Source organism: Enterobacter sp. PL1, from assembly GCF_945957325.1.
GTDB classification, from domain to species: domain Bacteria; phylum Pseudomonadota; class Gammaproteobacteria; order Enterobacterales; family Enterobacteriaceae; genus Enterobacter; species Enterobacter roggenkampii.
This window is the reverse complement of record NZ_CAMFKT010000008.1, coordinates 136,150-161,704: the sequence shown is the minus strand read 5'-3', so window position 1 is coordinate 161,704 and position 25,555 is coordinate 136,150. Positions and strand designations below refer to the sequence as shown.

At 58.8% G+C, this 25,555-nt stretch carries 21 protein-coding genes; 7 read left to right on the top strand and 14 right to left on the bottom strand.

Features of this window, described 5'->3' with window-relative positions; genetic code table 11:
• Positions 1–10: 10 nt before the first annotated feature.
• The gene (crr, locus tag N6P30_RS09805; RefSeq protein WP_003861316.1) at positions 11–520 is read left to right on the top strand and encodes a PTS glucose transporter subunit IIA; all 510 of its coding nucleotides are present in this window, start codon (positions 11–13) and stop codon (positions 518–520) included.
• A 44-nt stretch (positions 521–564) separates the two neighbouring features.
• Here the strand turns inward: crr and pdxK are convergent, their stop codons facing one another.
• The 10 genes from pdxK to N6P30_RS09755 all read right to left on the bottom strand — a co-directional run bounded on the left by pdxK (position 565) and on the right by N6P30_RS09755 (position 8,910).
• Positions 565–1,401 carry a pyridoxine/pyridoxal/pyridoxamine kinase gene (gene pdxK, locus N6P30_RS09800; protein WP_023294246.1) on the bottom strand — a complete coding sequence of 279 codons (837 nt, stop codon included), beginning with the start codon at positions 1,399–1,401 and terminating at the stop codon, positions 565–567.
• A gap of 5 nt (positions 1,402–1,406) precedes the next feature.
• A complete protein-coding gene (gene cysM, locus N6P30_RS09795; RefSeq protein WP_023294247.1) occupies positions 1,407–2,318 on the bottom strand; it encodes a cysteine synthase CysM in 912 nt (303 codons plus the stop codon).
• Positions 2,319–2,436: 118 nt separating this feature from the next.
• Positions 2,437–3,531 (bottom strand): sulfate/thiosulfate ABC transporter ATP-binding protein CysA, encoded by a 1,095-nt coding sequence (gene cysA / locus N6P30_RS09790; RefSeq protein WP_023294248.1) that lies wholly within the window; start codon positions 3,529–3,531, stop codon positions 2,437–2,439.
• Positions 3,521–4,396: a sulfate/thiosulfate ABC transporter permease CysW gene (gene cysW / locus N6P30_RS09785; protein ID WP_008501608.1), complete on the bottom strand. Its 876-nt coding sequence runs from the start codon at positions 4,394–4,396 to the stop codon at positions 3,521–3,523. The genes cysA and cysW overlap by 11 nt, the downstream gene beginning before the upstream one ends.
• Positions 4,396–5,229 carry a sulfate/thiosulfate ABC transporter permease CysT gene (cysT, locus tag N6P30_RS09780; protein WP_008501609.1) on the bottom strand — a complete coding sequence of 278 codons (834 nt, stop codon included), beginning with the start codon at positions 5,227–5,229 and terminating at the stop codon, positions 4,396–4,398. The genes cysW and cysT overlap by 1 nt, the downstream gene beginning before the upstream one ends.
• On the bottom strand, positions 5,229–6,242 hold the full coding sequence (locus N6P30_RS09775; protein ID WP_023344640.1) for a sulfate ABC transporter substrate-binding protein: 1,014 nt from the start codon (positions 6,240–6,242) through the stop codon (positions 5,229–5,231). The genes cysT and N6P30_RS09775 overlap by 1 nt, the downstream gene beginning before the upstream one ends.
• A gap of 175 nt (positions 6,243–6,417) precedes the next feature.
• Positions 6,418–7,317: a Dyp-type peroxidase gene (locus N6P30_RS09770; protein ID WP_023294250.1), complete on the bottom strand. Its 900-nt coding sequence runs from the start codon at positions 7,315–7,317 to the stop codon at positions 6,418–6,420.
• A 92-nt stretch (positions 7,318–7,409) separates the two neighbouring features.
• Positions 7,410–7,985, bottom strand: a complete 576-nt coding sequence (locus tag N6P30_RS09765) for an RpoE-regulated lipoprotein (protein WP_021241797.1) — start codon at positions 7,983–7,985, stop codon at positions 7,410–7,412.
• Between the two features lie 63 nt (positions 7,986–8,048).
• Entirely contained in the window at positions 8,049–8,498 is a 450-nt protein-coding gene (locus N6P30_RS09760) for a DUF2919 domain-containing protein (protein WP_023294251.1), read from the bottom strand.
• Positions 8,485–8,910: a GNAT family acetyltransferase gene (locus N6P30_RS09755; protein ID WP_008501614.1), complete on the bottom strand. Its 426-nt coding sequence runs from the start codon at positions 8,908–8,910 to the stop codon at positions 8,485–8,487. The genes N6P30_RS09760 and N6P30_RS09755 overlap by 14 nt, the downstream gene beginning before the upstream one ends.
• Before the next feature lie 212 nt (positions 8,911–9,122).
• Here N6P30_RS09755 and amiA point away from each other — a divergent pair, with 212 nt between their 5' ends.
• On the top strand, positions 9,123–9,998 hold the full coding sequence (amiA, locus tag N6P30_RS09750) for an N-acetylmuramoyl-L-alanine amidase AmiA (RefSeq protein WP_008501615.1): 876 nt from the start codon (positions 9,123–9,125) through the stop codon (positions 9,996–9,998).
• The gene (hemF, locus tag N6P30_RS09745) at positions 9,998–10,897 is read left to right on the top strand and encodes an oxygen-dependent coproporphyrinogen oxidase (protein WP_023294252.1); all 900 of its coding nucleotides are present in this window, start codon (positions 9,998–10,000) and stop codon (positions 10,895–10,897) included. The genes amiA and hemF overlap by 1 nt, the downstream gene beginning before the upstream one ends.
• A gap of 79 nt (positions 10,898–10,976) precedes the next feature.
• Here the strand turns inward: hemF and maeB are convergent, their stop codons facing one another.
• A complete protein-coding gene (maeB, locus tag N6P30_RS09740; RefSeq protein WP_008501617.1) occupies positions 10,977–13,256 on the bottom strand; it encodes an NADP-dependent oxaloacetate-decarboxylating malate dehydrogenase in 2,280 nt (759 codons plus the stop codon).
• Between the two features lie 289 nt (positions 13,257–13,545).
• Here maeB and tal point away from each other — a divergent pair, with 289 nt between their 5' ends.
• Together tal and tkt are read left to right on the top strand one after the other, a co-directional pair.
• Entirely contained in the window at positions 13,546–14,496 is a 951-nt protein-coding gene (gene tal / locus N6P30_RS09735; RefSeq protein ID WP_008501618.1) for a transaldolase, read from the top strand.
• A 19-nt stretch (positions 14,497–14,515) separates the two neighbouring features.
• Positions 14,516–16,504, top strand: a complete 1,989-nt coding sequence (tkt, locus tag N6P30_RS09730; protein WP_023294253.1) for a transketolase — start codon at positions 14,516–14,518, stop codon at positions 16,502–16,504.
• Between the two features lie 96 nt (positions 16,505–16,600).
• Here tkt and N6P30_RS09725 read toward each other — a convergent pair whose 3' ends face one another.
• The 3 genes from N6P30_RS09725 to aegA form a co-directional block, all read right to left on the bottom strand.
• Entirely contained in the window at positions 16,601–17,644 is a 1,044-nt protein-coding gene (locus tag N6P30_RS09725) for a DUF1176 domain-containing protein (protein ID WP_023294254.1), read from the bottom strand.
• A 101-nt stretch (positions 17,645–17,745) separates the two neighbouring features.
• Complete coding sequence (gene nudK / locus N6P30_RS09720) at positions 17,746–18,339, bottom strand: GDP-mannose pyrophosphatase NudK (RefSeq protein WP_025912781.1); 594 nt, start codon at positions 18,337–18,339, stop codon at positions 17,746–17,748.
• A 66-nt stretch (positions 18,340–18,405) separates the two neighbouring features.
• Positions 18,406–20,385: a formate-dependent uric acid utilization protein AegA gene (aegA, locus tag N6P30_RS09715; protein ID WP_023294256.1), complete on the bottom strand. Its 1,980-nt coding sequence runs from the start codon at positions 20,383–20,385 to the stop codon at positions 18,406–18,408.
• 152 nt (positions 20,386–20,537) lie between these two features.
• Here aegA and narQ point away from each other — a divergent pair, with 152 nt between their 5' ends.
• Together narQ and acrD are read left to right on the top strand one after the other, a co-directional pair.
• Entirely contained in the window at positions 20,538–22,232 is a 1,695-nt protein-coding gene (narQ, locus tag N6P30_RS09710; protein ID WP_023294257.1) for a nitrate/nitrite two-component system sensor histidine kinase NarQ, read from the top strand.
• Positions 22,233–22,374: 142 nt separating this feature from the next.
• On the top strand, positions 22,375–25,488 hold the full coding sequence (gene acrD / locus N6P30_RS09705; protein ID WP_023294258.1) for a multidrug efflux RND transporter permease AcrD: 3,114 nt from the start codon (positions 22,375–22,377) through the stop codon (positions 25,486–25,488).
• Positions 25,489–25,555: the final 67 nt, after the last annotated feature.

The window sequence follows — 25,555 nt, the reverse complement described above, 5'->3', positions numbered from 1 at the left end:
GGAGAAGATCATGGGTTTGTTCGATAAACTGAAATCTCTGGTTTCTGATGATAAGAAAGACTCCGGAACTATTGAGATTGTTGCTCCGCTCTCCGGCGAGATCGTCAACATCGAAGACGTGCCGGATGTAGTGTTTGCTGAGAAAATCGTTGGTGATGGCATTGCTATCAAACCAACTGGCAACAAAATGGTTGCTCCAGTTGACGGCACCATCGGTAAAATTTTTGAAACCAACCATGCGTTCTCTATCGAATCTGATAGCGGTATCGAACTGTTCGTTCACTTCGGTATCGACACCGTTGAACTGAAAGGCGAAGGCTTCAAACGTATCGCGGAAGAAGGCCAGCGTGTGAAAGTTGGCGACCCGGTGATTGAATTCGATCTGCCACTGCTGGAAGAAAAAGCCAAGTCTACCCTGACGCCGGTTGTTATCTCCAACATGGACGAAATCAAAGAACTGATCAAACTGTCTGGCAGCGTCACCGTGGGTGAAACCCCGGTTATCCGCATCAAGAAGTAATTCTTGCCGCACAGAAAAATGGCGCCTTCGGGCGCCATTTTTGTTTATGCCGGGAGGATAAGCTCGTCGTAGCCTTTCGACTGGGTATACAGCATGACGTCAGTCACCCGATCGCCGGCCATGCGAATGGCATCGGCAACGGTTTTCCCCTCTACAATGCCGCTTACCAGCTCTGAACAGAACAGATCGCCCGTTCCCTTCAGATCGGTCTCTACGCGCGGATGTGCGCTGACGGTGACGCCCTCGCGTGAGACCAGCACCACGTGGATGTTTTGCGGATCGTCGGCAACCGGCGCACTGGTGATCGCCACCCATTTCAGGCTGTCGGAGAGCAGTCCCTGTGCTGCCGCGATGGCGCTTTCAGGTGTACGGCATGGTTTGCCGCTTAACACTTCCAGCTCGTAGACATTGGGCGTGATCCCCTGCGCCAGCGGCAGCAGGTGCTCCCGATACGCTTCGGGGAGCTCAGGCTTCACGTACATCCCGCTGTCAATATCGCCGATAACCGGATCGACCAGCACCAGCAGGTCAGGATGCTGCGCTTTGACCGCCTTCAACCACTGTGCCAGCAGGACGATCTGGCTGGCACTGCCCATATAGCCGGTGGTGACCGCCTTAAGCTCGCGCAGGATTTCGCGCTCTTCCAGCGCCTTCAGGTAGCCGCTGAACCACTCGTCGGGGATCACGCCGCCGTAGAAGGTGTCATAGTGTGGCGTGTTGCTGAACAGTACCGTCGGTACGGCGGTGACGTTCAGCCTGTGGGTACGAATATTCGGTACCGCAATGCTGTTCCCCACGCTGCCGTACACCACCTGCGACTGCACCGCGACAATATCGGTTTGCTGCGCCCGGGTATTATCCCGGAATAGAATCATCTCCATGACGCTTAAATCCCCGCCCCCTGCGAATAACTCTCTTCACCAAAGACGCCGGTAGAGAGATAGCGATCGCCGCGATCGCAAATAATCGCCACCACTACCGCACCCGGGTTTGCCTGCGCTACCCGAATCGCACCCGCTACCGCGCCGCCCGAGCTGACGCCGCAGAAGATACCTTCTCGCACGGCCAGATCACGCATGGTATTTTCCGCCTCGCGCTGGTGAAGATCCAGCACCTGGTCCACAAGCTGCGCATTAAAGATGCCGGGCATATACTCCGCCGGCCAGCGGCGAATGCCCGGAATGCTGCTCCCCTCTTCCGGCTGCAGGCCAACGATGGTGACGGTTTTCGCCTGCTCGCGCAGAAAACGGGATACGCCGGTAATGGTTCCCGTGGTGCCCATGCTGGAGACAAAATGGGTAATGCGCCCGTCGGTTTGCTGCCAGATTTCCGGGCCGGTGGTGGTGTAGTGCGCGTAAGGGTTGTCCGGGTTGTTAAACTGATCGAGCAGTTTACCTTCGCCGCGCTCGGCCATTTCTAACGCCAGGTCGCGCGCGCCTTCCATCCCCTGCTCTTTGGTCACCAGAATCAGCTCGGCTCCGTAGGCACGCATCGCGGCGCGACGCTCCTGACTCATGTTGTCCGGCATCAGCAGCTTCATGCGGTAGCCTTTCAGCGCCGCAATCATCGCCAGGGCGATACCGGTGTTGCCGCTGGTGGCTTCGATCAGCACGTCGCCCGGCTTAATCTCGCCGCGCTTTTCGGCCTGGACGATCATCGACAGTGCGGCCCGGTCTTTCACCGACCCCGCCGGGTTATTGCCTTCGAGTTTGACCCAGATTTCGCTGCCGTTATCCGGCCCCATGCGCTGAAGTTTGACCAGAGGGGTATTGCCGATGGTGTGTTCGAGTGTTTTCACGATTTTTACTCAATAAAAAAGCCGGGTTGCACGCAGCGATCCCGGCCTACAAGACGCAGTTTTAGCTGTAGGCCCGGTCAGCGCAGCGCCACCGGGCGATAAACATCCTAATAACCTATCAGGCTGACTCCGCCAGAGCAATATCCTCGCGCGTCTCGATGCGTTCCTTGCCGTGATAAATACGGGCATGCTGAAGACCGACAAACAGGCGCTCTCCCCGATGCGGCGGGACGTCGTCGCGCATGACCACGGTCAGCGGCTCGGTGTACCAGCCCAGCGGCTGAACCACCAGTTGGGTGTAATGCCCTTTAGGGCTCGCTTCCAGCACCTGTACCGGCAGCGGTGAGTCCAGGCTGGTTCGACGGCTCACGTCCACCTCCCATGGGCGCAGGAACAGATCGACCGGCCCCTGATGCGCGGAGGTATAGCCCAGCGGCCAGCGGTGCGCGCCAACGTGGAACTGACCGCCGCGAATGGTGCCCTGCAGGCGGTTCACCTCGCCCATAAACTCCAGCACGAAGCGGGTCGCCGGTTCACGCCAGAGCTGCTCCGGCTCGTCAACCTGCTCAATGTTGCCCTGACTCATGACCACCACGCGATCCGCGACTTCCATCGCCTCTTCCTGGTCGTGGGTCACGAAGACGCTGGTGAATTTCAGCTCTTCATGAAGCTGACGCAGCCAGCGGCGCAGCTCTTTACGCACCTGCGCATCCAGCGCGCCGAAGGGTTCGTCCAGCAGCAGAATTTGCGGCTCAACGGCCAGCGCGCGCGCCAGCGCCACGCGCTGTTTCTGCCCGCCGGACAGCTGGGCCGGGAAACGGTCCGCCAGATGCGCCAGCTGCACCATCTCCAGCAGTTTGGTCACTTTCGCCTTAATGGTTGCCGCATCCGGGCGCTCACGACGCGGCAGCACGGTCAGGCCAAACGCAATGTTGTCGAACACGGTCATGTGGCGGAACAGCGCGTAATGCTGAAACACAAAGCCCACCTTACGATCGCGGGCGTGCAGGCGGCTCACGTCGGTGCCGTGGAAGCGGATGTGTCCGCTGGTCTGGTGCTCAAGCCCGGCGATAATGCGCAGCAGCGTGGTTTTGCCCGAGCCAGACGGCCCCAGCAGCGCCACCATTTGTCCGGAAGAGATATCCAGCGAGATATCATTCAGCACCTGGGTGCGACCAAAAGACTTCTTAATATTGGCAATCTCAATGCTCATGATTTCCCTCCTGATGCTGACGTTTTTCCTGATTTTCTAAACGCCACTGCACCACACTCTTCAAAAACAGGGTCAAAATCGCCATCAGCGTCAGCAACGCTGCGGCAGTAAAGGCGCCGATGGTGTTGTAGTCCTGCTGCAGGAGTTCAATCTGCAGCGGCAGCGACAGGGTTTCACCCCGAATGGAGCCAGAGACGACGGAAACGGCACCGAACTCGCCAATCGCGCGGGCATTGGTCAGCACCACGCCATAAAGCAGCGCCCAGCGGATGTTCGGCAGCGTCACGCGGCGGAACATCTGCCAGCCCGAAGCCCCGAGCAGCACCGCCGCTTCGTCTTCGTTGCTGCCCTGGCTTAACATCACCGGCACCAGCTCGCGCACCACAAACGGACAGGTCACGAAGATGGTGACCAGCACCATGCCCGGCCAGGCGAACATGATCTGCAGGTTATGTGCATCCAGCCAGCCGCCCAGCGGGCCGTTGGAGCCGTAAAAGAGCAGATACACCAGACCCGCCACCACCGGCGACACGGCAAACGGAATATCCAGCAGGGTCAGCAGCAGCTGACGTCCCGGGAAATTAAAGCGCGTCACCAGCCACGCCAGCAGGGTACCGAACACCAGGTTCACCGGAACGGTGATCAGGGCAATCAGCACGGTCAGCCAGATGGCGTGCAGCATATCCGGGTTCGCCAGGTTTTCCAGCGCGGGCATCAGGCCCTTGCTGAACGCCTGAACGAAGATATAAATCGTCGGCACGACGAGAATGAGGGCGGAAACCAGCACGCCCGCCCCAATCAGAAACCATTTACCCCAGTTGATGCGGGGCGCATCGTATCGCTTCAATTGCGTAACTTCCGCCATCAGTGACCTACCACACGTCGACCAAAGCGACTTTGCAGAGTGTTAATCGAGTACAGCAGCAGCAGCGATGCCGCGAGGATCACCGAAGCGATCGCGCTCGCCGCCGGATAATCAAACTCCTGCAGGCGAATGAAAATCATCAGCGAGGTCACTTCCGTTTTCCAGGCGATGTTCCCGGCGATAAAAATCACCGCACCGAACTCGCCGAGGCTGCGGGTAAACGACAGCGCGACGCCCGCCATCAGCGCCGGAGACAGCTCCGGCAGCACCACTTTGCGGAAGCTCTGCCAGCGCGTGGCGCCCAGCGTTTCCGCCGCTTCTTCGTATTCCGGACCTAACTCTTCCAGCACCGGCTGCACGGTACGCACCACAAACGGGATGCTGGTAAAGGCCATCGCCACCGCGATACCAAGCCAGGTGTAGGTCACCTTGATGTCAAATTTCGCCAGCCACTCGCCGTACAGCCCGTTCACGGAGAAGAGCGACGCGAGGGTTAAGCCCGCGACCGCCGTCGGCAGCGCAAACGGCAGATCCATCAGGGCGTCAAGCAGCGTGCGGCCCGGGAAGCGATAGCGGGTCAAAATCCACGCCATCAGCAGGCCAAACACGCCGTTAAAAATGGAGGCGACAAACGCCGACAGCAGCGTCACCTTATAGGCCGCCACCACCTGCGGGTTGGTGATCACGTCCCAGTACTGCGCCCAGCTCATCTGCGCAAGCTGCATCACCAGCGCGCTGAGCGGCAACAGCAGAATCAGGCAGACGAACAGCAGGCTGGTCCCGAGGCTTAAGGTAAAGCCCGGCAGCACGCGTTTGGTCGAGACTGCAAACATTACTTATGCCCCGCCGCCAGCAGTTTGTCTAACTCACCGCCGCTGGCAAAATGCGTTTTCATCACGTCTGGCCAGGAGCCGAAATGGTCTTCCACGCGGAACAGCGCGGTCTGCGGGAACTTATCTTTCAGCTTGTTCATCACGTCCGGGTTGTTCACGCGGTAGTAGTAATCGGTAATGATGGTCTGCGCCTGAGGGCTGTACAGGTAATTGAGATAGGCTTTTGCCGCTTTCTCGGTACCGTTCGCCTGCACGTTTTTATCCACCCATGCGACCGGGAACTCGGCCAGAATGTTGGTTTTCGGGATAACCACCTCAAAGCCCTGCGCTTCATACTGCTTGCGGATGTTGTTCACTTCCGATTCAAAGCTGATCAGCACATCGCCCAGGCCGCGCTCTGCGAAGGTCGTGGTCGCCCCGCGGCCGCCGGTATCAAACACTTCGACGTTTTTCAGGAACTGGGTCATGAACTGCTCGGTTTTGGCTTTATCGTTGCCGTCAGCCTTGTCCGCCGCGCCCCACGCCGCTAAATAGGTGTAACGCGCGTTACCGGAGGTTTTTGGGTTCGGGAAGATCAGCTTCACGTCGGAACGCACCAGGTCGCTCCAGTCGTGGATATTCTTCGGATTACCCTTGCGCACCAGGAAACCCATGGTGGAGTAGAACGGCGAGCTGTTGTTCGGCAGACGGCTCTGCCAGTCCGCCGGGATGAGCTTGCCTTTGTCGTGCAGGATCTGCACGTCAGTCACCTGGTTGTAGGTCACGACGTCCGCTTTCAGTCCCTGAAGAATGGCCAGCGCCTGCTTTGATGAACCGGCGTGAGACTGCTTGATGGTCAGCTTGTCGCCGTTATTGTCTTTCGCCCACTGCTGTTCGAACGGGGGGTTAAGGGCGGCAAACAGCTCGCGGGAGACGTCATACGAACTGTTCAACAGTTCAGTCGCCTGCGCCTGTGCCACCAGCAGTAAACCTGCCAGCGCCAGAGTTCCTTTTTTCAGTACAGTAACGGCCATTGCGCACCCTTATAAATGTGATGACTATCTTATAGTCATAATATTTATAACGGTGATGAAAGCAGTAACGGTTTTATATACCGTTTGGTGATTTAGAAGCAGAAAAGGGAATAAGGGGGCGGGGAAAATTGCCGGGTGGCGCTAACGCTTACCCGGCCTACGTATGGAAAGCGGTTTATAGCGCCAGCAGACGCTCGACGGACGGCGCGAAGTAGTAGCCGCCGGTGACCGGTTTGGTGAAGCGCAGCATGGCGTCGCGCTTGCCGTCGGTATCGCCGAACATGCTCAGCAGCTGCTGTTCAATGTTATGCAGGCGCGCGCAGTAGGCGCAGAAGTAGAGGCCGTGCGTACCGCTTGCGGTACCGTACGGCAGGCTCTGGCGGACAATCTTCAGCCCTTTGCCGTCTTCCTTGAGGTCAACGCGGGTCAGGTGCGAGGTGACCGGACGGTCATCGCCGTCGATCTCTTCGTTAGCTTCTTTGGTGCGGCCAATCATCATCTCCTGGTCGTGCACGCTCATGCGGTTAAGCTGCTTGAGGTTATGCTCCCAGCGCTGCACGAACACGTAGCTTCCGCCCGCGTCCACGCCGTCTTTGATTACCGCGACTTCACGACGCGTCTCTTCACCCGCCGGGTTTTCGGTTCCGTCGACAAAGCCGCTCAGATCGCGCTCTTCGACCCAGCGGAAACCGTGAACCTCTTCCTGCACCTCGATGCTGTCGCCAAAGGCCGCCACCGCCGCCTGCGCAACCGAGAAGTTCACGTCGTGACGCAGAGAAAGGATGTGGATCAGCACGTCGTACTGGGTCGCAGGTGCAAGGCCTTTGCCGTAAGGAATGAAGTCCTTCAGCTCTTCTGCCCCTTCACCGCCGCTCAGCTGACGCCAGACGTTATTGCCAAACGCAACAACGGCGCCGAGGTGGGCTTCCGGGAATTTGGCCTGGAAGGTCGCCAGTTTATCAATAAAAGCTTTGCTGGCCGCACGCAGGGCATCCACGTCCCCTTTGACATTGGCTTCAATCCAAATCGCCGCGCGGCAATGTTCTGGCAAAATGCCACTCTGAACCTGAGACATCGCTCCTCCTGAAATAAAGATGCCACGTCAGCGTGGCATTGATGGCGGCTATTATACCCGGATTTCAGCGAGGCGGTTTGTTCAGACGCAAATTACTGCTTCCAGAGTATTTTGCTCACCTTCCAGCTCTTCAGGGTGTCGTCAGACGGCATCAACCCTTCCGGGCCGCTCCAGGTGCCGGTAAAAACATAGCTGATGTGCTGGCTGCCTTCCGCCTTACACTCCACCGCCACTTCATCGTCGGATGGCACGCTGGTGCAGTTGCCAAAGGCCTGCTTATAAAGATCGCTAAACGGCGTCCCGACCTTCACGCCGCTGGCGGTCGGAATATCTTCATCCATCACCGCGATCCGGTTTACCGTGCCTTTGTCACCGTTGATCGCCAGCGCCAGCTTGTCGCCCTTCAGCGCCTCGTAATAGCGAACAATATTGCCATTCTCTGTTTTCATGCCGCTGCGCAGGCGGTAGTCACTGCTGAGCGCATCCTGAATAGCATTCTGATCCAGCGCCGTCGCGGCGGTAATTTTCCCCACGCCCTGCTCGGTCACTTCCGTTGATGAGCCAAACCAGTTCCACGGATACGCGGCAGACCAGTTAATGGAGGAGAGCGTCGAACAGCCGGTCAATGCCAGCGGAAGAGCGCATAAAACTAAACGCAGCGATTTCATTGAAACGTCCTTACGTGTTAAATCAACGCTTGTTGGAGTGCGACATCGGCAAAAAGTGCCGGATTAATCATCCTGAGGCACAAAACAGGCGCGAAGGCGCGGGTTGGTCAGCAGCCACAGCAGCGCCACGATATCGGCAACCACCAGCGCAACGCCGATGCCCGTCAGCGGTTCACCGTACCACCAGAGTACCGGCTGCCAGAAGAGCAGCGCAATTTGGGCAAGGATCAGCAGCCCGCGAAGGGCGCGCCACAAGCGCGGGATTACGTGCCGCCGACCGCTGCACAAGAAAGCCACCACCGCTGGTACGCCCGGCAGCAAGCCGAGCCAGAAGGCATCGTGATCGGGATAGAAGAGCGTCAGCAGCGTGTCGCCCTGCCCGCGCGACGCAGCGGCCATTACAAACAGCACCCAGGTGCGGGCCTGAAGCAGCAGAACGCACCAGAATAAAAAGGGCAGCCTGACGCGACCCTGCGCGTCATAATCTGCCGGATGGATCTCAGTACTCTTCATCTTCGATGAGACGCTTTCCTAAATTCAGCACGTCAGCGTGTACGTAGCCCAGGCGTTCATACATGCCCAGCACCACGTCGTTATCTTCCCGCACCATGATCTGGATTTTCGGACAGCCGCGGGCGATCAGCTTCTTCTCGAGCCGGTTGAGCAGCGCATTGGCAATACCGCGACCACGGTATTCCGGATGGACGCCCAGATAATAGGCCGAGCCGCGATGGCCGTCATAACCGCCCATCACCGTCCCCACAACCTCGCCATTGACTTCCGCAACCAGAAACAGACTGACGTCGTGATTCACCTTACGTTCGATATCCATTTCCGGATCGTTCCACGGACGCAGCAGATCGCAGCGCTCCCAAAGGGTGATCACCTCTTCGAAATCTTCCTGGCGAAAAACGCGTATCTCCATGGTATTAACCGCCTTTTCGGGTTTAAAAACAGTGATTATGGCGCGAACCACGCCTTTAGCCAATAACCGGGGAAAATCTCGCCAAAATTTGGCATAATGTCACTTTGTCACGTATTGAAATGAAAAGTAAAACAATTCTCAATAAGGACTGTCGTAACGCTAAACGCGATACGATATAACACCAGGACCCCATTTTTTAGTATTCAGGCCGCATGAGCACATTCAAACCATTAAAAGCACTCACATCGCGTCGTCAGGTTCTCAAAGCGGGGCTGGCGGCCTTAACGTTAACGGGCATCGCAAAGCAGGCTCAGGCAAAAGACGAGAGCACGCTTAAAACCAGTAACGGACACAGCAAACCGAAAACCAAAAAGCCGGGCGCAAAGCGCCTGGTGATGCTCGACCCGGGCCACGGCGGTATTGATACCGGCGCCATCGGCAAAAACGGGTCGAAAGAAAAACACGTCGTGCTGGCGATTGCAAAAAATGTGCGGGCGATTTTACGCAGCAACGGCATTGACGCGCGTCTGACGCGCTCTGGCGACACCTTTATTCCGCTGTACGATCGCGTAGAGATCGCCCACCAGCACGGGGCGGATCTGTTTATGTCGATTCACGCGGACGGCTTTACCAACCCCTCTGCCGCCGGTGCCTCGGTGTTTGCGCTGTCCAACCGCGGCGCCAGTAGCGCCATGGCAAAATACCTCTCCGACCGCGAGAACCGGGCGGATGAAGTCGCCGGGAAAAAAGCCACCGACAAAGACCACCTGCTACAGCAGGTGCTGTTCGACCTCGTGCAGACGGATACGATCAAAAACAGCCTGACGCTCGGCTCGCACATCCTGAAGAAGATTAAGCCAGTGCATCGCCTGCACAGCAGGAGCACCGAACAGGCGGCGTTTGTGGTGTTGAAATCACCGTCTATCCCGTCCGTGCTAGTGGAAACCTCGTTCATTACCAACCCGGAAGAGGAGCGACTTCTCGGCACCACGGCGTTTCGTCAGAAGATCGCCAACGCCATCGCCTCCGGCATTATCAGTTACTTCAACTGGTTTGATAACCAAAAAGCGCACTCCAGGAAACGCTGATGAAACCCAATGCTCAACTGGTCAAAACCTTTCTGCTGCAGCTGCAGGACGAAATTTGCCAGAAACTGGCCGCCGCTGACGGCGGAGAATTTCAGGAAGACAACTGGCAGCGCGAAGCCGGCGGCGGCGGGCGTAGCCGCGTGCTGCGTAACGGCGGCATCTTCGAACAAGCGGGCGTGAATTTTTCCCACGTTCATGGCGACGCGATGCCCGCGTCTGCAACGGCACATCGTCCCGAGCTTGCGGGCCGCAGCTTCGAAGCGATGGGCGTTTCGCTGGTGGTGCATCCGTACAATCCGTTTGTGCCGACCAGCCATGCCAACGTGCGCTTTTTCATTGCGGAAAAAGCGGGGGCCGATCCGGTCTGGTGGTTTGGCGGCGGTTTCGACATGACGCCCTACTACGGCTTCGAAGAGGATGCCGTGCACTGGCACACCACCGCGCGGGATCTTTGCCTGCCGTTTGGCGAAGACATTTACCCGAAATTTAAAAAGTGGTGCGATGACTACTTTTACCTGAAGCACCGCGACGAGCAGCGCGGCATCGGCGGGCTGTTCTTTGACGATCTTAACACGCCTGATTTTGATACCGCATTTAGCTTTATGCGCGCGGTGGGCGAAGGCTATACCGACGCGTACCTGCCCATCGTCGAACGCCGTAAAGACACCAGCTATGGCGTGCGCGAGCGCGAGTTCCAGCTCTACCGTCGCGGGCGCTACGTGGAGTTCAACCTGGTATGGGATCGCGGGACGCTGTTTGGCCTGCAGACCGGCGGGCGCACGGAGTCGATTCTGATGTCGATGCCGCCGCTGGTTCGCTGGGAGTACTGCTACGAGCCAAAAGAAGGCAGCCCGGAGGCTGCCTTGAGTGAGTTCCTTAAAGTACGCGACTGGGTTTAACTGCCGGATGGCGCTGCGCTTATCCGGCCTGCTCAACCTGTAGGTCGGGTAAGCGAACGCGCCACCCGACTCACAAGGCTTACAGCGGCTGCGTCTGCGCCTCAACCACCGCCAGCGCCACCATATTCACGATACGGCGCACGGAGGCAATCGGCGTTAACACATGCACCGGCTTCGCCACGCCCATCAGCACCGGTCCTACGGTCACCCCTTCAGAGCTGGAGACGCGCAGCAGGTTGTAGCTGATACGCGCCGCCTCCACGTTCGGCATAATCAGGATGTTCGCCGATCCCTTCAGCGGGCTGTCCGGCATACGTTCGTTGCGGATGCTCTCCACCAGCGCCGCATCACCGTGCATTTCCCCGTCAATCATCAGCTCCGGCGCGCGCTCGCGCACCAGCGCCAGCGTCTCACGCATTTTGCACGCCGCCGCTGATTTGGACGAACCGAAGTTAGAGTGCGACAGCAGCGCCACCTTCGGCTCGATACCGAAGCGGCGCACGGTCTCGGCGGCCATCACGGTGATCTCCGCCAGCTCGTCCGGGCTCGGATCGTCGTTAACATAGGTGTCAGCGATAAAGGTGTTCCCGCTCGGCAGCAGCAGGGCGTTCATCGCCCCGGCGGTATGGACGCCGTCGCGATAGCCGAAGATCTCCTGCACCACGCTAAAGTGCTCGTGGTAGTCGCCGATGGTGCCGCAGATCAGCGCATCCGCCTCGCCGCGATGGACCATGATCGCGCCGATCACCGTCGTGTTGCTGATGACGGCTTTCTGCGCCTGCTCCTGGGTGATCCCCCGGCGCTTCATGATCGCGTAGTATTCGCTCCAGTACTCTTTGAAGCGCGGATCGGATTCGTTGTTGACGATCTCGAAGTCGACGCCCGGCTTAATCTGCAGGCCCAGCTTCTGGATACGCATTTCAATCACGCTCGGACGACCAATCAGGATCGGTTTCGCCAGGCCTAAGGTGATCAGCTCCTGGGTGGCGTGCAGCACGCGCGCCTCTTCCCCTTCCGCCAGCACCACGCGCTTCGCGTCGGCGCGCGCCTGAGAGAAGATCGGCTTCATGAACAGGTTGGTTTTATAGACAAACTCGGTGAGCTTATCGACGTAAGCGTCGAAGTCTTCAATCGGACGCGTCGCCACGCCGGAATCCATCGCCGCTTTTGCCACCGCAGGGGCAATTTTGACAATCAGACGCGGGTCGAACGGTTTTGGAATGATGTAGTCCGGGCCAAAGCTCAGATCCTGATCGCCATAGGCTGAGGCAACCACTTCGCTCTGCTCGGCGTGCGCCAGCTCCGCGATGGCGTGAACGGCGGCAAGCTTCATCTCTTCATTGATCGCCGTCGCGCCGACGTCCAGCGCGCCGCGGAAGATGAACGGGAAGCAGAGCACGTTGTTTACCTGGTTCGGGTAGTCGGAACGCCCGGTGCAGATAATGGCGTCTTCACGCACCGCTTTCGCCAGCGGCGGCAGAATTTCCGGCTCAGGGTTCGCCAGGGCCAGGATCATTGGCGCGCGCGCCATCTTCTTCACCATCTCCTGGGTCAGCACTTTCGGACCCGAGCAGCCGAGGAAGATATCCGCGCCGTCAATCACGTCCTCAAGCGTGCGCTTGCCGTCGTCTTCTACCGCATACGCCGCTTTGGTTTCCGCCATGTTCGGCTCGCGATCTTTGTAAATCACGCCCTTGGAGTCGCAGACCACAATGTTGTGTTTCTGCATACCCAGCGCCACCAGCAGGTTCATACAGGCGATGGCCGCGGCGCCAGCGCCGGAGACCACCATGCGCACGTCGGAGAGATTTTTCTCTACCACGCGCAGGCCGTTGAGAATGGCGGCGGTGCTGATAATGGCCGTTCCGTGCTGGTCGTCATGGAACACGGGAATGTTCATACGCTCGCGCAGCTTCTGCTCGATATAGAAACATTCCGGCGCTTTGATGTCTTCCAGGTTGATCCCGCCGAAGGTCGGCTCCAGCGCGGCCACCACGTTGATGAATTTGTCAGGATCGAGCTCGTCCACCTCGATATCAAACACGTCGATACCGGCGAATTTCTTGAACAGCACCCCCTTGCCTTCCATCACCGGCTTACCGGCCAGCGCGCCGATGTTACCGAGCCCCAGTACCGCCGTGCCGTTAGAGATCACGGCAACAAGGTTGCCGCGCGCGGTGTATTTATAGGCCGCCAGCGGATCTTTTTCGATCTCCAGACACGGGGCCGCCACGCCCGGCGAGTAGGCCAGCGCCAAATCGCGCTGGGTCGCCAGCGGCTTGGTTGGGGAGACCTGAATTTTGCCCGGGACAGGGAACTCGTGAAAATCGAGGGCACTCTGTTTCAACTGCTCATCCATCTTATTTTTCCTTTCACGTATCGGTCAAAAGGGTGACGAAAACGATCCGGTTGCACACCCTGGTGTGCCGCCTAGTATCGCCTCAGGCCGCCTCCTAAACTTTGAAGGCTGCCAAACTCTCACCATCACACATTAAAAATTGTTATCAATTTATAACAGCCATGTTACCCGTCTCAAAAGCAATGCCTCCCCCGTCTGCTATGCTTTTTTGTTAAGTCCATCATGATTTTCTCAGAAGTGTGAACTAACGCACTCAGCTAACGCTTTTATTTCCAAGGAGTAATCATTTATGAACCAGCTAGACGGCATCAAACAATTCACCACGGTGGTCGCAGACAGCGGCGATATCGAGTCGATTCGCCACTATCAGCCGGAGGATGCGACCACCAACCCTTCGCTACTGCTCAAGGCAGCCGGGCTTACCCATTTTAGTCATCTGATTGATGACGCCATTGCCTACGGAAAACAGCGCGGGAAGACGCAGGAGCAGCAGGTCGCCGAAGCCAGCGACAAGCTGGCAGTTAATTTTGGTGCGGAAATTCTTAAAAGCATTCCGGGTCGCGTCTCGACTGAAGTTGACGCCCGCCTCTCGTTCGATAAAGAAAAGAGCATCAACAAGGCTCGCCGCCTGGTGGAACTCTACCAGGAGCAGGGGATCGATAAATCACGCATTCTGATCAAGCTGGCGTCGACCTGGGAAGGCATCCGCGCGGCAGAGGTGCTGGAAAAAGAGGGAATTCACTGCAACCTGACGCTGCTGTTCTCCTTTGCCCAGGCGCGCGCCTGTGCCGAAGCGGGCGTGTTCCTGGTGTCACCGTTTGTTGGCCGCATCTACGACTGGTACCAGGCGAAACAGCCGATGGATCCGTACGTGGTGGATGAGGACCCGGGCGTGAAATCGGTGCGCAATATCTACGACTACTACAAACAGCATCGCTACGAAACCATCGTGATGGGGGCCAGCTTCCGCCGTACCGAGCAGATCCTCGCCCTGGCGGGCTGCGACCGCCTGACCATCTCCCCTAACCTGCTCCAGGAGCTACAGGACAAAGAAGAGACGGTCATCCGCAAGCTGATCCCCACCTCTACCGTTCTGCCAAAACCGAAAGCCATGACCGAAGCCGAATTCCGCTGGGAGCACAATCAGGACGCCATGGCCGTGGAAAAACTGGCGGAAGGTATCCGCCTGTTCGCCGTCGACCAGCGCAAACTTGAAGATCTTCTCGCTGCCAAACTTTAACCTTGCCACGGAGTGAACTATGTCCCGTAAAGAGCTCGCCAATGCCATCCGCGCCCTCAGCATGGATGCCGTGCAGAAAGCCAATTCTGGCCATCCCGGCGCACCGATGGGCATGGCCGATATTGCCGAAGTCCTGTGGAACGACTTCCTGAAGCACAACCCTAACGATCCCACCTGGTACGATCGTGACCGCTTTATTCTCTCCAACGGCCACGCCTCGATGCTGCTCTACAGCCTGCTGCACCTGTCCGGTTACGATCTGCCGCTTGAGGAGCTGAAAAACTTCCGCCAGCTGCACTCCAAAACCCCGGGGCACCCGGAGATTGGCTATACGCCGGGCGTGGAAACCACCACCGGGCCGCTCGGTCAGGGGCTGGCAAATGCGGTCGGGCTGGCGATTGCCGAGCGTACGCTGGCGGCACAGTTCAACCAGCCGGACCACAAGATTGTCGATCACTACACCTACGTGTTTATGGGTGACGGCTGCCTGATGGAGGGGATTTCCCATGAGGTCTGTTCCCTGGCGGGCACCCTGGGGCTCGGCAAGCTGATTGGCTTCTACGATCACAACGGCATCTCCATCGACGGGGAAACCGAGGGTTGGTTCACCGACGACACGGCAAAACGCTTCGAGGCCTACCACTGGCACGTGGTGCACGAGATCGACGGCCACGATCCTGAGGCGGTGAAAAAAGCGATTCAGGAAGCGCAGAGCGTGAAGGACAAACCGTCCCTGATTATCTGCCGCACGGTTATCGGCTTCGGCTCGCCGAACAAGGCGGGCAAAGAAGAGGCGCACGGCGCGGCGCTGGGTGACGAAGAAGTGGCGCTGACCCGGCAGAAGCTGGGCTGGAAATACCCGCCGTTTGAGATCCCGAAAGAGATCTACCGGGCGTGGGATGCCCGTGAAGACGGTGAGAAAGCCCAGCAGGCCTGGAACGAGAAATTCGCCGCCTACAAAAAAGCGTACCCGGAGCTGGCCGCCGAGTTTTCCCGGCGCATGAGCGGCGGTCTGCCGGAGGACTGGGACGATAAAACTCAGGCGCTGATTGAAAACCTGCAGTCCAACCCGGCAAAAATCGCCACCCGTAAGGCGTCGCAAAACACCCTGAATGCGATTGGCCCTCTCCTTCCTGAGCTGCTGGGCGGCTCGGCGGACCTGGCACCGAGTAACCTGACCATCTGGTCGGGCTCGAAATCGCTGAAGGAGGATATTGCCGGGAACTATATCCACTACGGCGTGCGCGAGTTCGGGATGACCGCGATCGCCAACGGCATCGCCCACCACGGCGGCTTCGTGCCCTACACCGCCACCTTCCTGATGTTCGTCGAGTACGCCCGTAACGCGGCGCGCATGGCAGCGCTGATGAAGGCGCGGCAGATTATGGTCTATACCCACGACTCCATCGGTCTGGGAGAAGACGGCCCCACCCACCAGGCGGTTGAACAGCTGGCGAGCCTGCGCCTGACGCCAAACTTCAGCACCTGGCGCCCGTGCGATCAGGTCGAAGCGGCGGTGGGCTGGAAGCTGGCGGTAGAACGCCATAACGGCCCGACGGCGCTGATTCTGTCACGCCAGAACCTGACGCAGATTGAGCGCACGCCGGAGCAGGTGAAAAACATTGCCCGCGGCGGCTATATCCTGAAAGACAGCGGCGGCAAGCCGGACGTGATCCTGATTGCGACCGGTTCCGAGGTGGAAATCACGGTGAAAGCGGCGGAAAAACTGACCGCCGAAGGCCACGCGGTGCGCGTGGTGTCCCTGCCCTCAACGGATATCTTTGACGCCCAGGACGAGGCGTACCGGGAATCGGTGCTGCCCTCTAACGTCGCGGCGCGCGTGGCGGTGGAGGCCGGTATTGCCGACTACTGGTACAAGTATGTCGGGCTCAAAGGGGCGATTGTTGGGATGCGGGGCTACGGTGAGTCCGCCCCTGCCGACAAGCTGTTCCCGTACTTTGGCTTTACCGTTGAGAACGTGGTAGAGAAGGCGCTGAGCGTGATTTAGTGCGGTCTGCGTTGCCGGGTGGCGGCTACGCCTTACCCGGCCTACAAAACCACCAAACCGTAGGCCGGGTAAGCGACAGCGCCATCCGGCAAAAAGCTACCGCGTGATCCACAGCGTGGGCCAGGCGTCTGGCCCATTCCAGTTATCACAGCTGGGTTCCTCGGCATAGCGCACCAGGCGGAAACGCTGGCCGTCAAACCGCCAGCGCGTCTGGATCCCACAATCCCCCATACCGCGCCCCAGCGAGAGCGTGGTCAGCTCAAGCGTCTTTTCATCAAAGCTGGCGTTCATCAACTCGATTTCGCTGCTGTCGCCTGACGGCGTAAACGGCAGACGCAGCCTCACGCTGCGGGCAGAGAACGGTTTTTTACGTGACACCAGCCACGCCAGATCGACCGTGTTATAGGCCCCCGCCTCGCAGCTGACGATCAGCAGCGCTTTGTCATCGGTTAACGCGGTGACGCGCACTTCGCGACGGTTAGGATCCAGCGAACACTGGCTGCTGTTCATCCTGCCGGTACCATAATCCAGCAGATCGTTCAGTTCAGCGTGAGAAAGCGGTGTTGGGGTAGGATTAACGATCGCCACCTTTTTCAGGGCAGGTGCGGGCGGCACGCTTAACGGCGGATCGTCACCTTTCTTGATCCACGCGGTTTCGCTGCCAACGCGCTTTTGCTGGGCATCAATGAACAGCAGCGCGGCTTTCAGACCGGCCAGTGAAATCACCTGCTTACCGCCTCGCAGAGTCAGGGCTTTTCCTTCCTGGATGTTTTTCAGAAAGGCGGTGATGGTGGCCGCATCGTCCGTTTTCAGATGCCAGGGGGTGAGCTGCCAGCGCTGTTTGTCGAGCTTCAGGGGAACATTATCCAGCAGCAGCCGCGGGGCAATATCCGGCTCTTTCACGGAAGGCGTATCAAGACCGCCGAGATCGATACGCAGCGTGGCATCCGTTTTCGCCCCGGCGCTCCGGGTGAGCGTCATGACCAGACCGCGGTGTTCGCCCGTGTTGCGGGCAAGGCAAAAGTTCTGGTTATTGCAGGTCACCTGCCAGTCAGAGAAGGCTTGCTGCGCGGGTGCAGCCCGCACCTGCGGCGCGAGGAGCACACAAAACAGGGAAAATAAAAAAACGCTGTAGCGCATGAATGACACAATCCCGGAACGAAAACGCATAACAGGGCAGTATCTTCGTGTTCCCGCCGGGGTTGCTCAATCGGATTTATCAGATATACCTGAAAAACAGGCTATATCCGTTCGAAAGGGGTGTTCATCAGCCCGGTTGTCTGTAAATACTGCAGCAATATCACCGCTTTACCATCCCTGATTTCGCCTGAACGCACCATCTCCAGCGCTCGGGCAAAAGGAAGCTCCAGCACGTCGATATCTTCATCCTCTACGCCACCGCCCCGGTGCGTGCGCTGTGCGTCGCTGTATTCAGCAATGAAGAAATGGACAATTTCCGTCACGCCGCCCGGGGACATGTACAGCTCGAAGACCTTTTTGACCTCGCCCACTTCAAAGCCGGTCTCTTCGACGGCCTCTTTGCGGATACAGACTTCCGGCTCATCGTCATCGAGCAGGCCCGCGCAGGTTTCAATCAGACGTCCGTCAGGATTGCCATTGACCCATGTTGCCACCCTGAACTGCCGGATCAGCACCACGCTCTGCTTTTCACGGTTATAGAGCAGAATGGTTGCTCCGTTACCACGGTCATAGACCTCGCGCTTGTGGCGGATCACTTCACCGTTGTTACGTGTAAGATCATAGGTGATGTTACGCAGGACAAAGTAGTTTTCAGAGAGAATTTTGTCTTTGATAACGTCAATTTTCAGGGTCATACGGGCTCCACGGCACAATGAGTCGTCCTATACTACGCCGTGAATCCCGCTTTGTCGTCCGCCGGATTAATGATGTTGTGGTACATCCACTCCCAGCCAGTCGAGTATCCCCTGCGCGGCATGACGCCCTTCCGCCATCGCGGTGACGACCAGATCCGCGCCGCGTACCGCATCGCCCCCGGCGAAGATCTGCGGGTTGGTTGTTTGATAACGGTAGCGGCTCTCGACCGAGGCCACGATCCGCCCCCAGTCATCCGTTTCGACACCCTGCGCCTGCAGCCACGGCATCGCGTGCGGATTAAAGCCAAACGCCATGATGACTGCATCCGCGGCCATCACAAACTCGCTGCCCGCCACCGGAACGGGCCGACGACGCCCCTGCGCATCCGGCTCACCGAGCGCGGTACGCAGCATCCGGATACCGTTGACCTTACCGTTCGGATCCAGCGTCAGCTCAACCGGCTGGACGTTAAACTCAAATGACGCCCCCTCTTCTCTGGCGTTCTGCACCTCTTTCTTCGAGCCCGGCATGTTGGCCTCATCCCGACGATAGGCGCAGGTGACCGTCGCCGCGCCGTGACGTAACGCCGTGCGGACGCAGTCCATCGCGGTATCGCCTCCGCCCAGCACCACCACGTTCAGGCCACGGGTGTCGATGGACGGCTCGCTGGCCGTCGCCTCCAGCCCCATAACATGACGCGTGTTGCCCACCAGGAAAGGCAGCGCGTCGTAGACCCCTGGCGCATCCTCGTTCGGGATACCCGCCTTCATCGAACGATAGGTACCCACGCCAATAAACAGGGCATCGTTATCGCTCTTGAGCTGCGACATCGACACGTCCTGGCCCACCTCGCAGTTCAGCTCGAAGCGGATCCCCATCGCGGTAAAGATCTCTCTGCGCCGGGCGAGCAGCGATTTATCGAGCTTAAATGCCGGGATGCCAAAGGTCAGCAAACCGCCGATCTCCGGATGCCGGTCATAGACCGTCACGCTCACGCCGCGGCGCGCCAGCACGTCGGCGCACGCCAGCCCGGCGGGCCCCGCGCCGACAATCGCGACACGTTTACCTGACGGCGTGACGGCGGACATATCCGGCCGCCAGCCCATCGCCAGCGCCCGATCGGAGATGTAGCGCTCGATGTTGCCTATCGTCACGGCCCCCGCCGCGTCACGAAGCGTGCAGGCGCCCTCGCATAACCGGTCCTGCGGGCAGACGCGACCGGTAATTTCAGGTAAACAGTTGGTCTGATGAGAAAGCTCGGCCGCGCCGGTGATATCCCCCGCGTTGAGGCGCTCAATCCACTGCGGGATGTGGTTGTGAAGCGGGCAGGTCCATTCGCAAATGCTGTGCTCTCCGCACTTCAGGCAGCGCGACACCTCGCGGGCGGCCTGTTCGGCCCGGAACGGCAGGTAAATTTCGTTAAAATGGCCCACGCGCTCTGCGCCAGCCAGCTTGTCGGGCTCGCCGCGGGGCGGGGTCGTTTGCATCTGCTGCAGTTTAGTACGCGGCGCGTCCACGCTGACGGCCTCGGCACCATGCCAGGGCTGCGCCTCCAGGCAGGCCGTGCGCTGTCGGCGCGATTTCGCCAGGTTTTCCAGCGCGGCGGGCGTCGCCAGGGTGAGGACATCCGCCGGGCAATTTTCGATACAGGCCGGGCCGTGTGGACGCGTCAGACAGAGATCGCATTTATTCGCCGAGGCCTTCACGCTGCCATTGTCGAGCGGAGTGACGATAATCTCCATCGTGCCAAACGGGCAGGCCACTACGCAGGCCTTACAGCCGATGCATTTTTGTTGATTCACCTGTACGCTGTCATCGCATTTGCTGATGGCGCCGTTCGGGCAGCTTTGCGCACAGGGTGCATTTTCGCAATGATGACAGGTCACGGGGTGGCTCTTCTCGCCGGATCTCAGGACCGTGATACGGGGATGAAAATGGCGCTCGCTCAGGGCATGCTGCTCACCGTTGTGCGCCATCACGCAGGCGACTTCGCAGGCGCGACACCCAATGCACTGCTGGCTGTTAGCCATAATAAAACGATTCATAACCACACCTGTTTTTGGTTCAATAACCTTTCTCTTTATAAGAGTATGGTATTTACGCATCACGGTGCGTTCGGGCAATGTTCAAATGCCTGAAGCGCCCAATTATTTCCAGTGAACCTGTGGCAGATCAATTTTATTCAGAGAGCCGTTCTGTGACCGTTAAACGACCCGTTTCCGGAAGCCTTGCCTGGGCTTTCTTTTCGATCATTGCCCTATCCGTACTCAGCAGCACCGTCGCGTTGCTGACGCTGGCCAGCAGCCAGCGCGATGCCGAAGCCATCAACATCGCTGGCTCACTGCGCATGCAGAGCTATCGTCTGGGCTACGAGATGCAGCGCAACAGCCCTTCCCTTTCGGCACATCGCGAGAGCTGGCAACAGACGCTCGGTGCGCCTGCCCTGCAGAAGCTGGATCGCTGGTACGTCCCGGACAATGTGAAAGCACGCTATCAGCAGCTGCATGTGGCCTGGCAGGAGATGGATGCGCATATCGCCCGCGGCGACAGCGCGTGGTACCAACGCAATATTGAGGATTTTGTGGGCCGCATTGATGCCTTTGTGCTCGCCCTCCAGCACTACACCGAACATAAAATTCAAACGGTCACCCTGCTCTCGCTGGCTGGCGCACTCGGGATCCTGCTGCTGACGCTGTTTACCCTGCGACGCATCCGTCGTCAGGTGGTGCTGCCGCTGAATAACCTGGTGGCGGCCAGCGAACGCATTGAGCGCGGCGAATTTGCCACTCCTGCGCCGGATAGCGCCCTGCCGAACGAGCTGGGCCAGCTTTCGCGCGCCTTTAACCACATGTCAGCCGAGCTCGATACACTCTACCGTTCGCTCGAAGCCTCGGTTGCGGAAAAGACGCGGCACCTGCACGAAGCCCACCAGCAGCTCGACATGCTGTTTAAGTGCTCGCAGGCGCTCAATACCGGCCAGATAGACAGCCACTGTTTCCGGCATATCCTGCAGATTGTCCATGACTATACGCAGATGAATTATCTGGAACTGCGCACCAGCGACGACTGGCGGCTGTGCGAAGGGACGGAGGCTGAGGGTATCCCTCTGCAAAACCTGCCGGTACTGATGCAGGACACGCTCTACGGCGAGCTGCGCTGGCAAAGCGAGGCGGACAGCGTCCCCCTTCCGCTGATGAGAAGCGTGGCGACCATGCTCGGGCGCGGGCTGTACTTTAACCAGGCGCAAAAGCATTACCAGCAGCTGCTGCTGATGGAAGAGCGCGCCACCATTGCCCGCGAGCTGCACGATTCGCTGGCGCAGGTGCTGTCGTATCTGCGCATTCAGCTTGCACTGCTCAAACGCGCCGTGCCGGAAGAAAATACCCAAGCGCAGGCCATTATCACCGACTTCTCCCGCGAGCTGAACAATGCCTGGCAGCAGCTGCGCGAGCTGCTGACCACCTTCCGCCTGACGTTGAACCACGCGAATTTACCCGCGGCGCTGCAGGAGTCACTCGATGTCCTGCAGAGCCAGACGCAGGCGAAACTGCATCTCGACTGCCGCCTCTCCTCGCTGGCGCTCGACGCGCAAAAGCAGGTGCACCTGTTACAGATCGTGCGTGAGGCGGTGTTGAACGCCATTAAGCACGCGCAGGCCAGCGAGATCACCGTGAGCTGCGTGACCGCAGCGGACGGTACGCACAGCGTCAGCATTCGCGACAACGGCATCGGGATTGGCGAGGCCAGCGAGCCGCCGGGACATTACGGTCTGAACATTATGCGCGAACGCGCGCAGCGGCTTGGAGGAGTGCTGCACTTCTCGCAGCCGCAAAACGGCGGCACGCTGGTCAGCGTGACGTTTCCGGCGCCCACGCCGTTAACGGGTAAATAACGGTAAAGAGGGAAGCGCAGGGAAAAGCGCATGATAATTTACACTATCTCCTTTATTTCTCCACGTTTGACCTGGGCCTTACCGCTAAAGTTATGCGGGCAATAAACAATAATGACGTGCAGCAAAACGAGGTCACACTTTCATGGCGAATTTTTTCATCGATCGCCCCATTTTTGCCTGGGTGCTTGCCATCCTGTTGTGTCTGACAGGTGTCCTGGCGATTACGTCACTTCCCGTTGAGCAATACCCCGACCTGGCACCGCCGAACGTGCGCGTCACCGCAAACTACCCCGGCGCGTCCGCTCAGACGCTGGAAAATACCGTGACGCAGGTTATCGAGCAGAACATGACGGGTCTGGATAACCTGATGTACATGTCCTCGCAAAGCAGCGCCACGGGACAGGCGACGGTGACCCTGAGCTTTAAGGCGGGCACCGACCCGGACGAAGCGGTGCAGCAGGTCCAAAACCAGCTGCAGTCGGCGATGCGCAAGCTGCCCCAGGCGGTGCAAAACCAGGGCGTGACCGTGCGTAAAACCGGCGATACCAACATATTGACCATCGCCTTTGTCTCGACAGATGGCTCGATGGATAAACAGGACATCGCGGACTACGTCGCCAGTAATATTCAGGATCCCATCAGCCGGATCAACGGCGTCGGGGATATCGACGCCTACGGCTCACAGTACTCCATGCGTATCTGGCTCGATCCCAACAAGCTGAACAGCTACCAAATGACGGCAACCGACGTGACGGATGCCATTAAAGCCCAGAACGCCCAGATTGCCGTGGGGCAACTGGGGGGAACGCCTTCCGTTGATAAGCAAGCCCTGAACGCCACCATTAATTCGCAATCCCTGCTGCAGACGCCGGACCAGTTCCGCAATATCACCCTGCGCGTGAATCAGGACGGGTCGGAAGTGCGTCTCGGCGATGTCGCCACGGTGGAAATGGGGGCGGAGAAATACGACTACCTGAGCCGCTTTAACGGCAATCAGGCCTCCGGTCTGGGGATTAAGCTGGCCTCCGGCGCGAACGAAATGGCGACGGCAAAACTGGTGTTAGACCGTCTGGACGAGCTGTCGCAGTATTTCCCGCACGGGCTGGAGTACAAAGTCGCCTATGAAACCACCTCCTTCGTTAAAGCCTCCATTGAGGACGTGGTGAAGACTCTGCTGGAAGCCATCGCGCTGGTGTTCCTGGTCATGTACCTGTTCCTGCAAAACTTCCGCGCGACGCTGATCCCCACCATTGCCGTCCCCGTCGTGCTGCTGGGGACCTTTGCGGTACTCTACGCCTTCGGGTACAGCATTAATACCCTGACGATGTTTGCGATGGTGCTGGCGATCGGCCTTCTGGTGGATGATGCCATCGTGGTGGTTGAAAACGTCGAGCGCATCATGAGCGAAGAAGGGCTCTCTCCGCGCCAGGCGACGCGCAAGTCCATGGGGCAAATTCAGGGGGCGCTGGTCGGGATTGCGATGGTGCTGTCGGCCGTCTTTATCCCGATGGCCTTCTTTGGCGGCACCACCGGGGCGATTTACCGCCAGTTCTCGATCACCATCGTCTCGGCGATGGTGCTCTCCGTGCTGGTCGCGCTGATCCTCACCCCCGCGCTGTGCGCCACCATTCTGAAACCGCTGCACAAAGGGGAGCATCACGGGCAGAAAGGGTTCTTCGGCTGGTTTAACCGGATGTTCAACCGCAACGCCGCGCGCTATGAATCTGCCGTTGGTCGCGTACTGCACCGCAGTCTGCGCTGGATGATGATTTACGTTGTGCTGCTGGGCGGGATGGTGTGGCTGTTCCTGCACCTGCCCACCTCGTTCCTGCCGATGGAAGACCGGGGGATGTTCACCACCTCGGTGCAGCTTCCGAGCGGCGCAACGCAGCAGCAGACGCTGAAAGTGGTGCAGAAAGTGGAGCAGTACTTCTTCACCAAAGAGAAAGATAACGTTGTCTCGGTCTTCTCCACCGTCGGTTCCGGCCCGGGCGGAAACGGGCAGAACGTTGCCCGCATGTTTGTCCGCCTGAAGGACTGGGACGAACGCGATACCCGGACGGGCACCTCGTTTGCCATCATTGAACGTGCGACAAAAGCCTTTGCGCACATCAAAGAAGCGCGCGTCTTTGCCAGCAGCCCGCCGGCGATAAGCGGCCTGGGCAGTTCAGCCGGGTTCGATATGGAGCTGCAGGATCACGCCGGGGCGGGCCACACGGCGCTGATGGCGGCACGCGATAAGCTGTTAGCGCTGGCAGGCAACGATCCCGGCCTGACCCGCGTTCGCCATAACGGCCTCGACGACAGCCCGCAGCTTCAGGTTGATATCGATCAGCGTAAGGCGCAGGCGCTGGGTGTGTCGATCAACGATATCAACGACACCCTGCAAACGGCGTGGGGGTCGAGCTATGTGAATGACTTTATGGATCGCGGCCGCGTGAAAAAAGTGTATGTCCAGTCCGCCGCGCCGTTCCGCATGCTGCCGGATGATATTAACCGCTGGTTTGTCAGAAATAATGCTGGCGGCATGGTGCCGTTCTCCGCCTTTGCCAGTTCGCACTGGGAGAGCGGATCGCCACGCCTGGAACGCTATAACGGCTATTCTGCGGTTGAAATCGTCGGGGAAGCCGCGCCGGGCGTCAGCACCGGTACCGCCATGGACACCATGGAAAAACTGGTGCAACAGCTGCCCGCCGGTTTTGGTCTCGAGTGGACGGCCATGTCTTACCAGGAGCGCCTCTCCGGGGCGCAGGCCCCCGCCCTTTACGCGCTCTCTCTGCTGGTGGTCTTCCTCTGCCTTGCCGCCCTGTATGAGAGCTGGTCGGTCCCGTTCTCGGTCATGCTGGTCGTGCCCCTTGGGGTTATCGGTGCGCTGCTGGCGACCTGGATGCGCGGCCTGGAGAACGATGTCTACTTCCAGGTGGGCCTGCTCACCGTCATTGGGCTGTCGGCGAAAAACGCCATTCTGATCGTTGAGTTTGCCAACGAGATGAATGCCAAAGGCCACGAGCTGATGGCCGCCACGCTGCACGCCTGCCGTCAGCGCCTGCGTCCGATTCTGATGACGTCGCTGGCGTTTGTCTTTGGTGTTCTGCCAATGGCAACCAGTACGGGTGCAGGCTCCAGCAGCCAGCATGCGGTCGGGACGGGGGTGATGGGCGGCATGATTTCGGCCACCATTCTGGCCATTTACTTCGTTCCGCTGTTCTTTGTGCTGGTGCGTCGCCGCTTCCCGCTGAAGGAACGTCCTGAGTAAGTGGTTGAAATAAAAAAAGGCGGCTTTATCGGCCGCCTTTTTATTGTGTGATTAATTCACACTATGG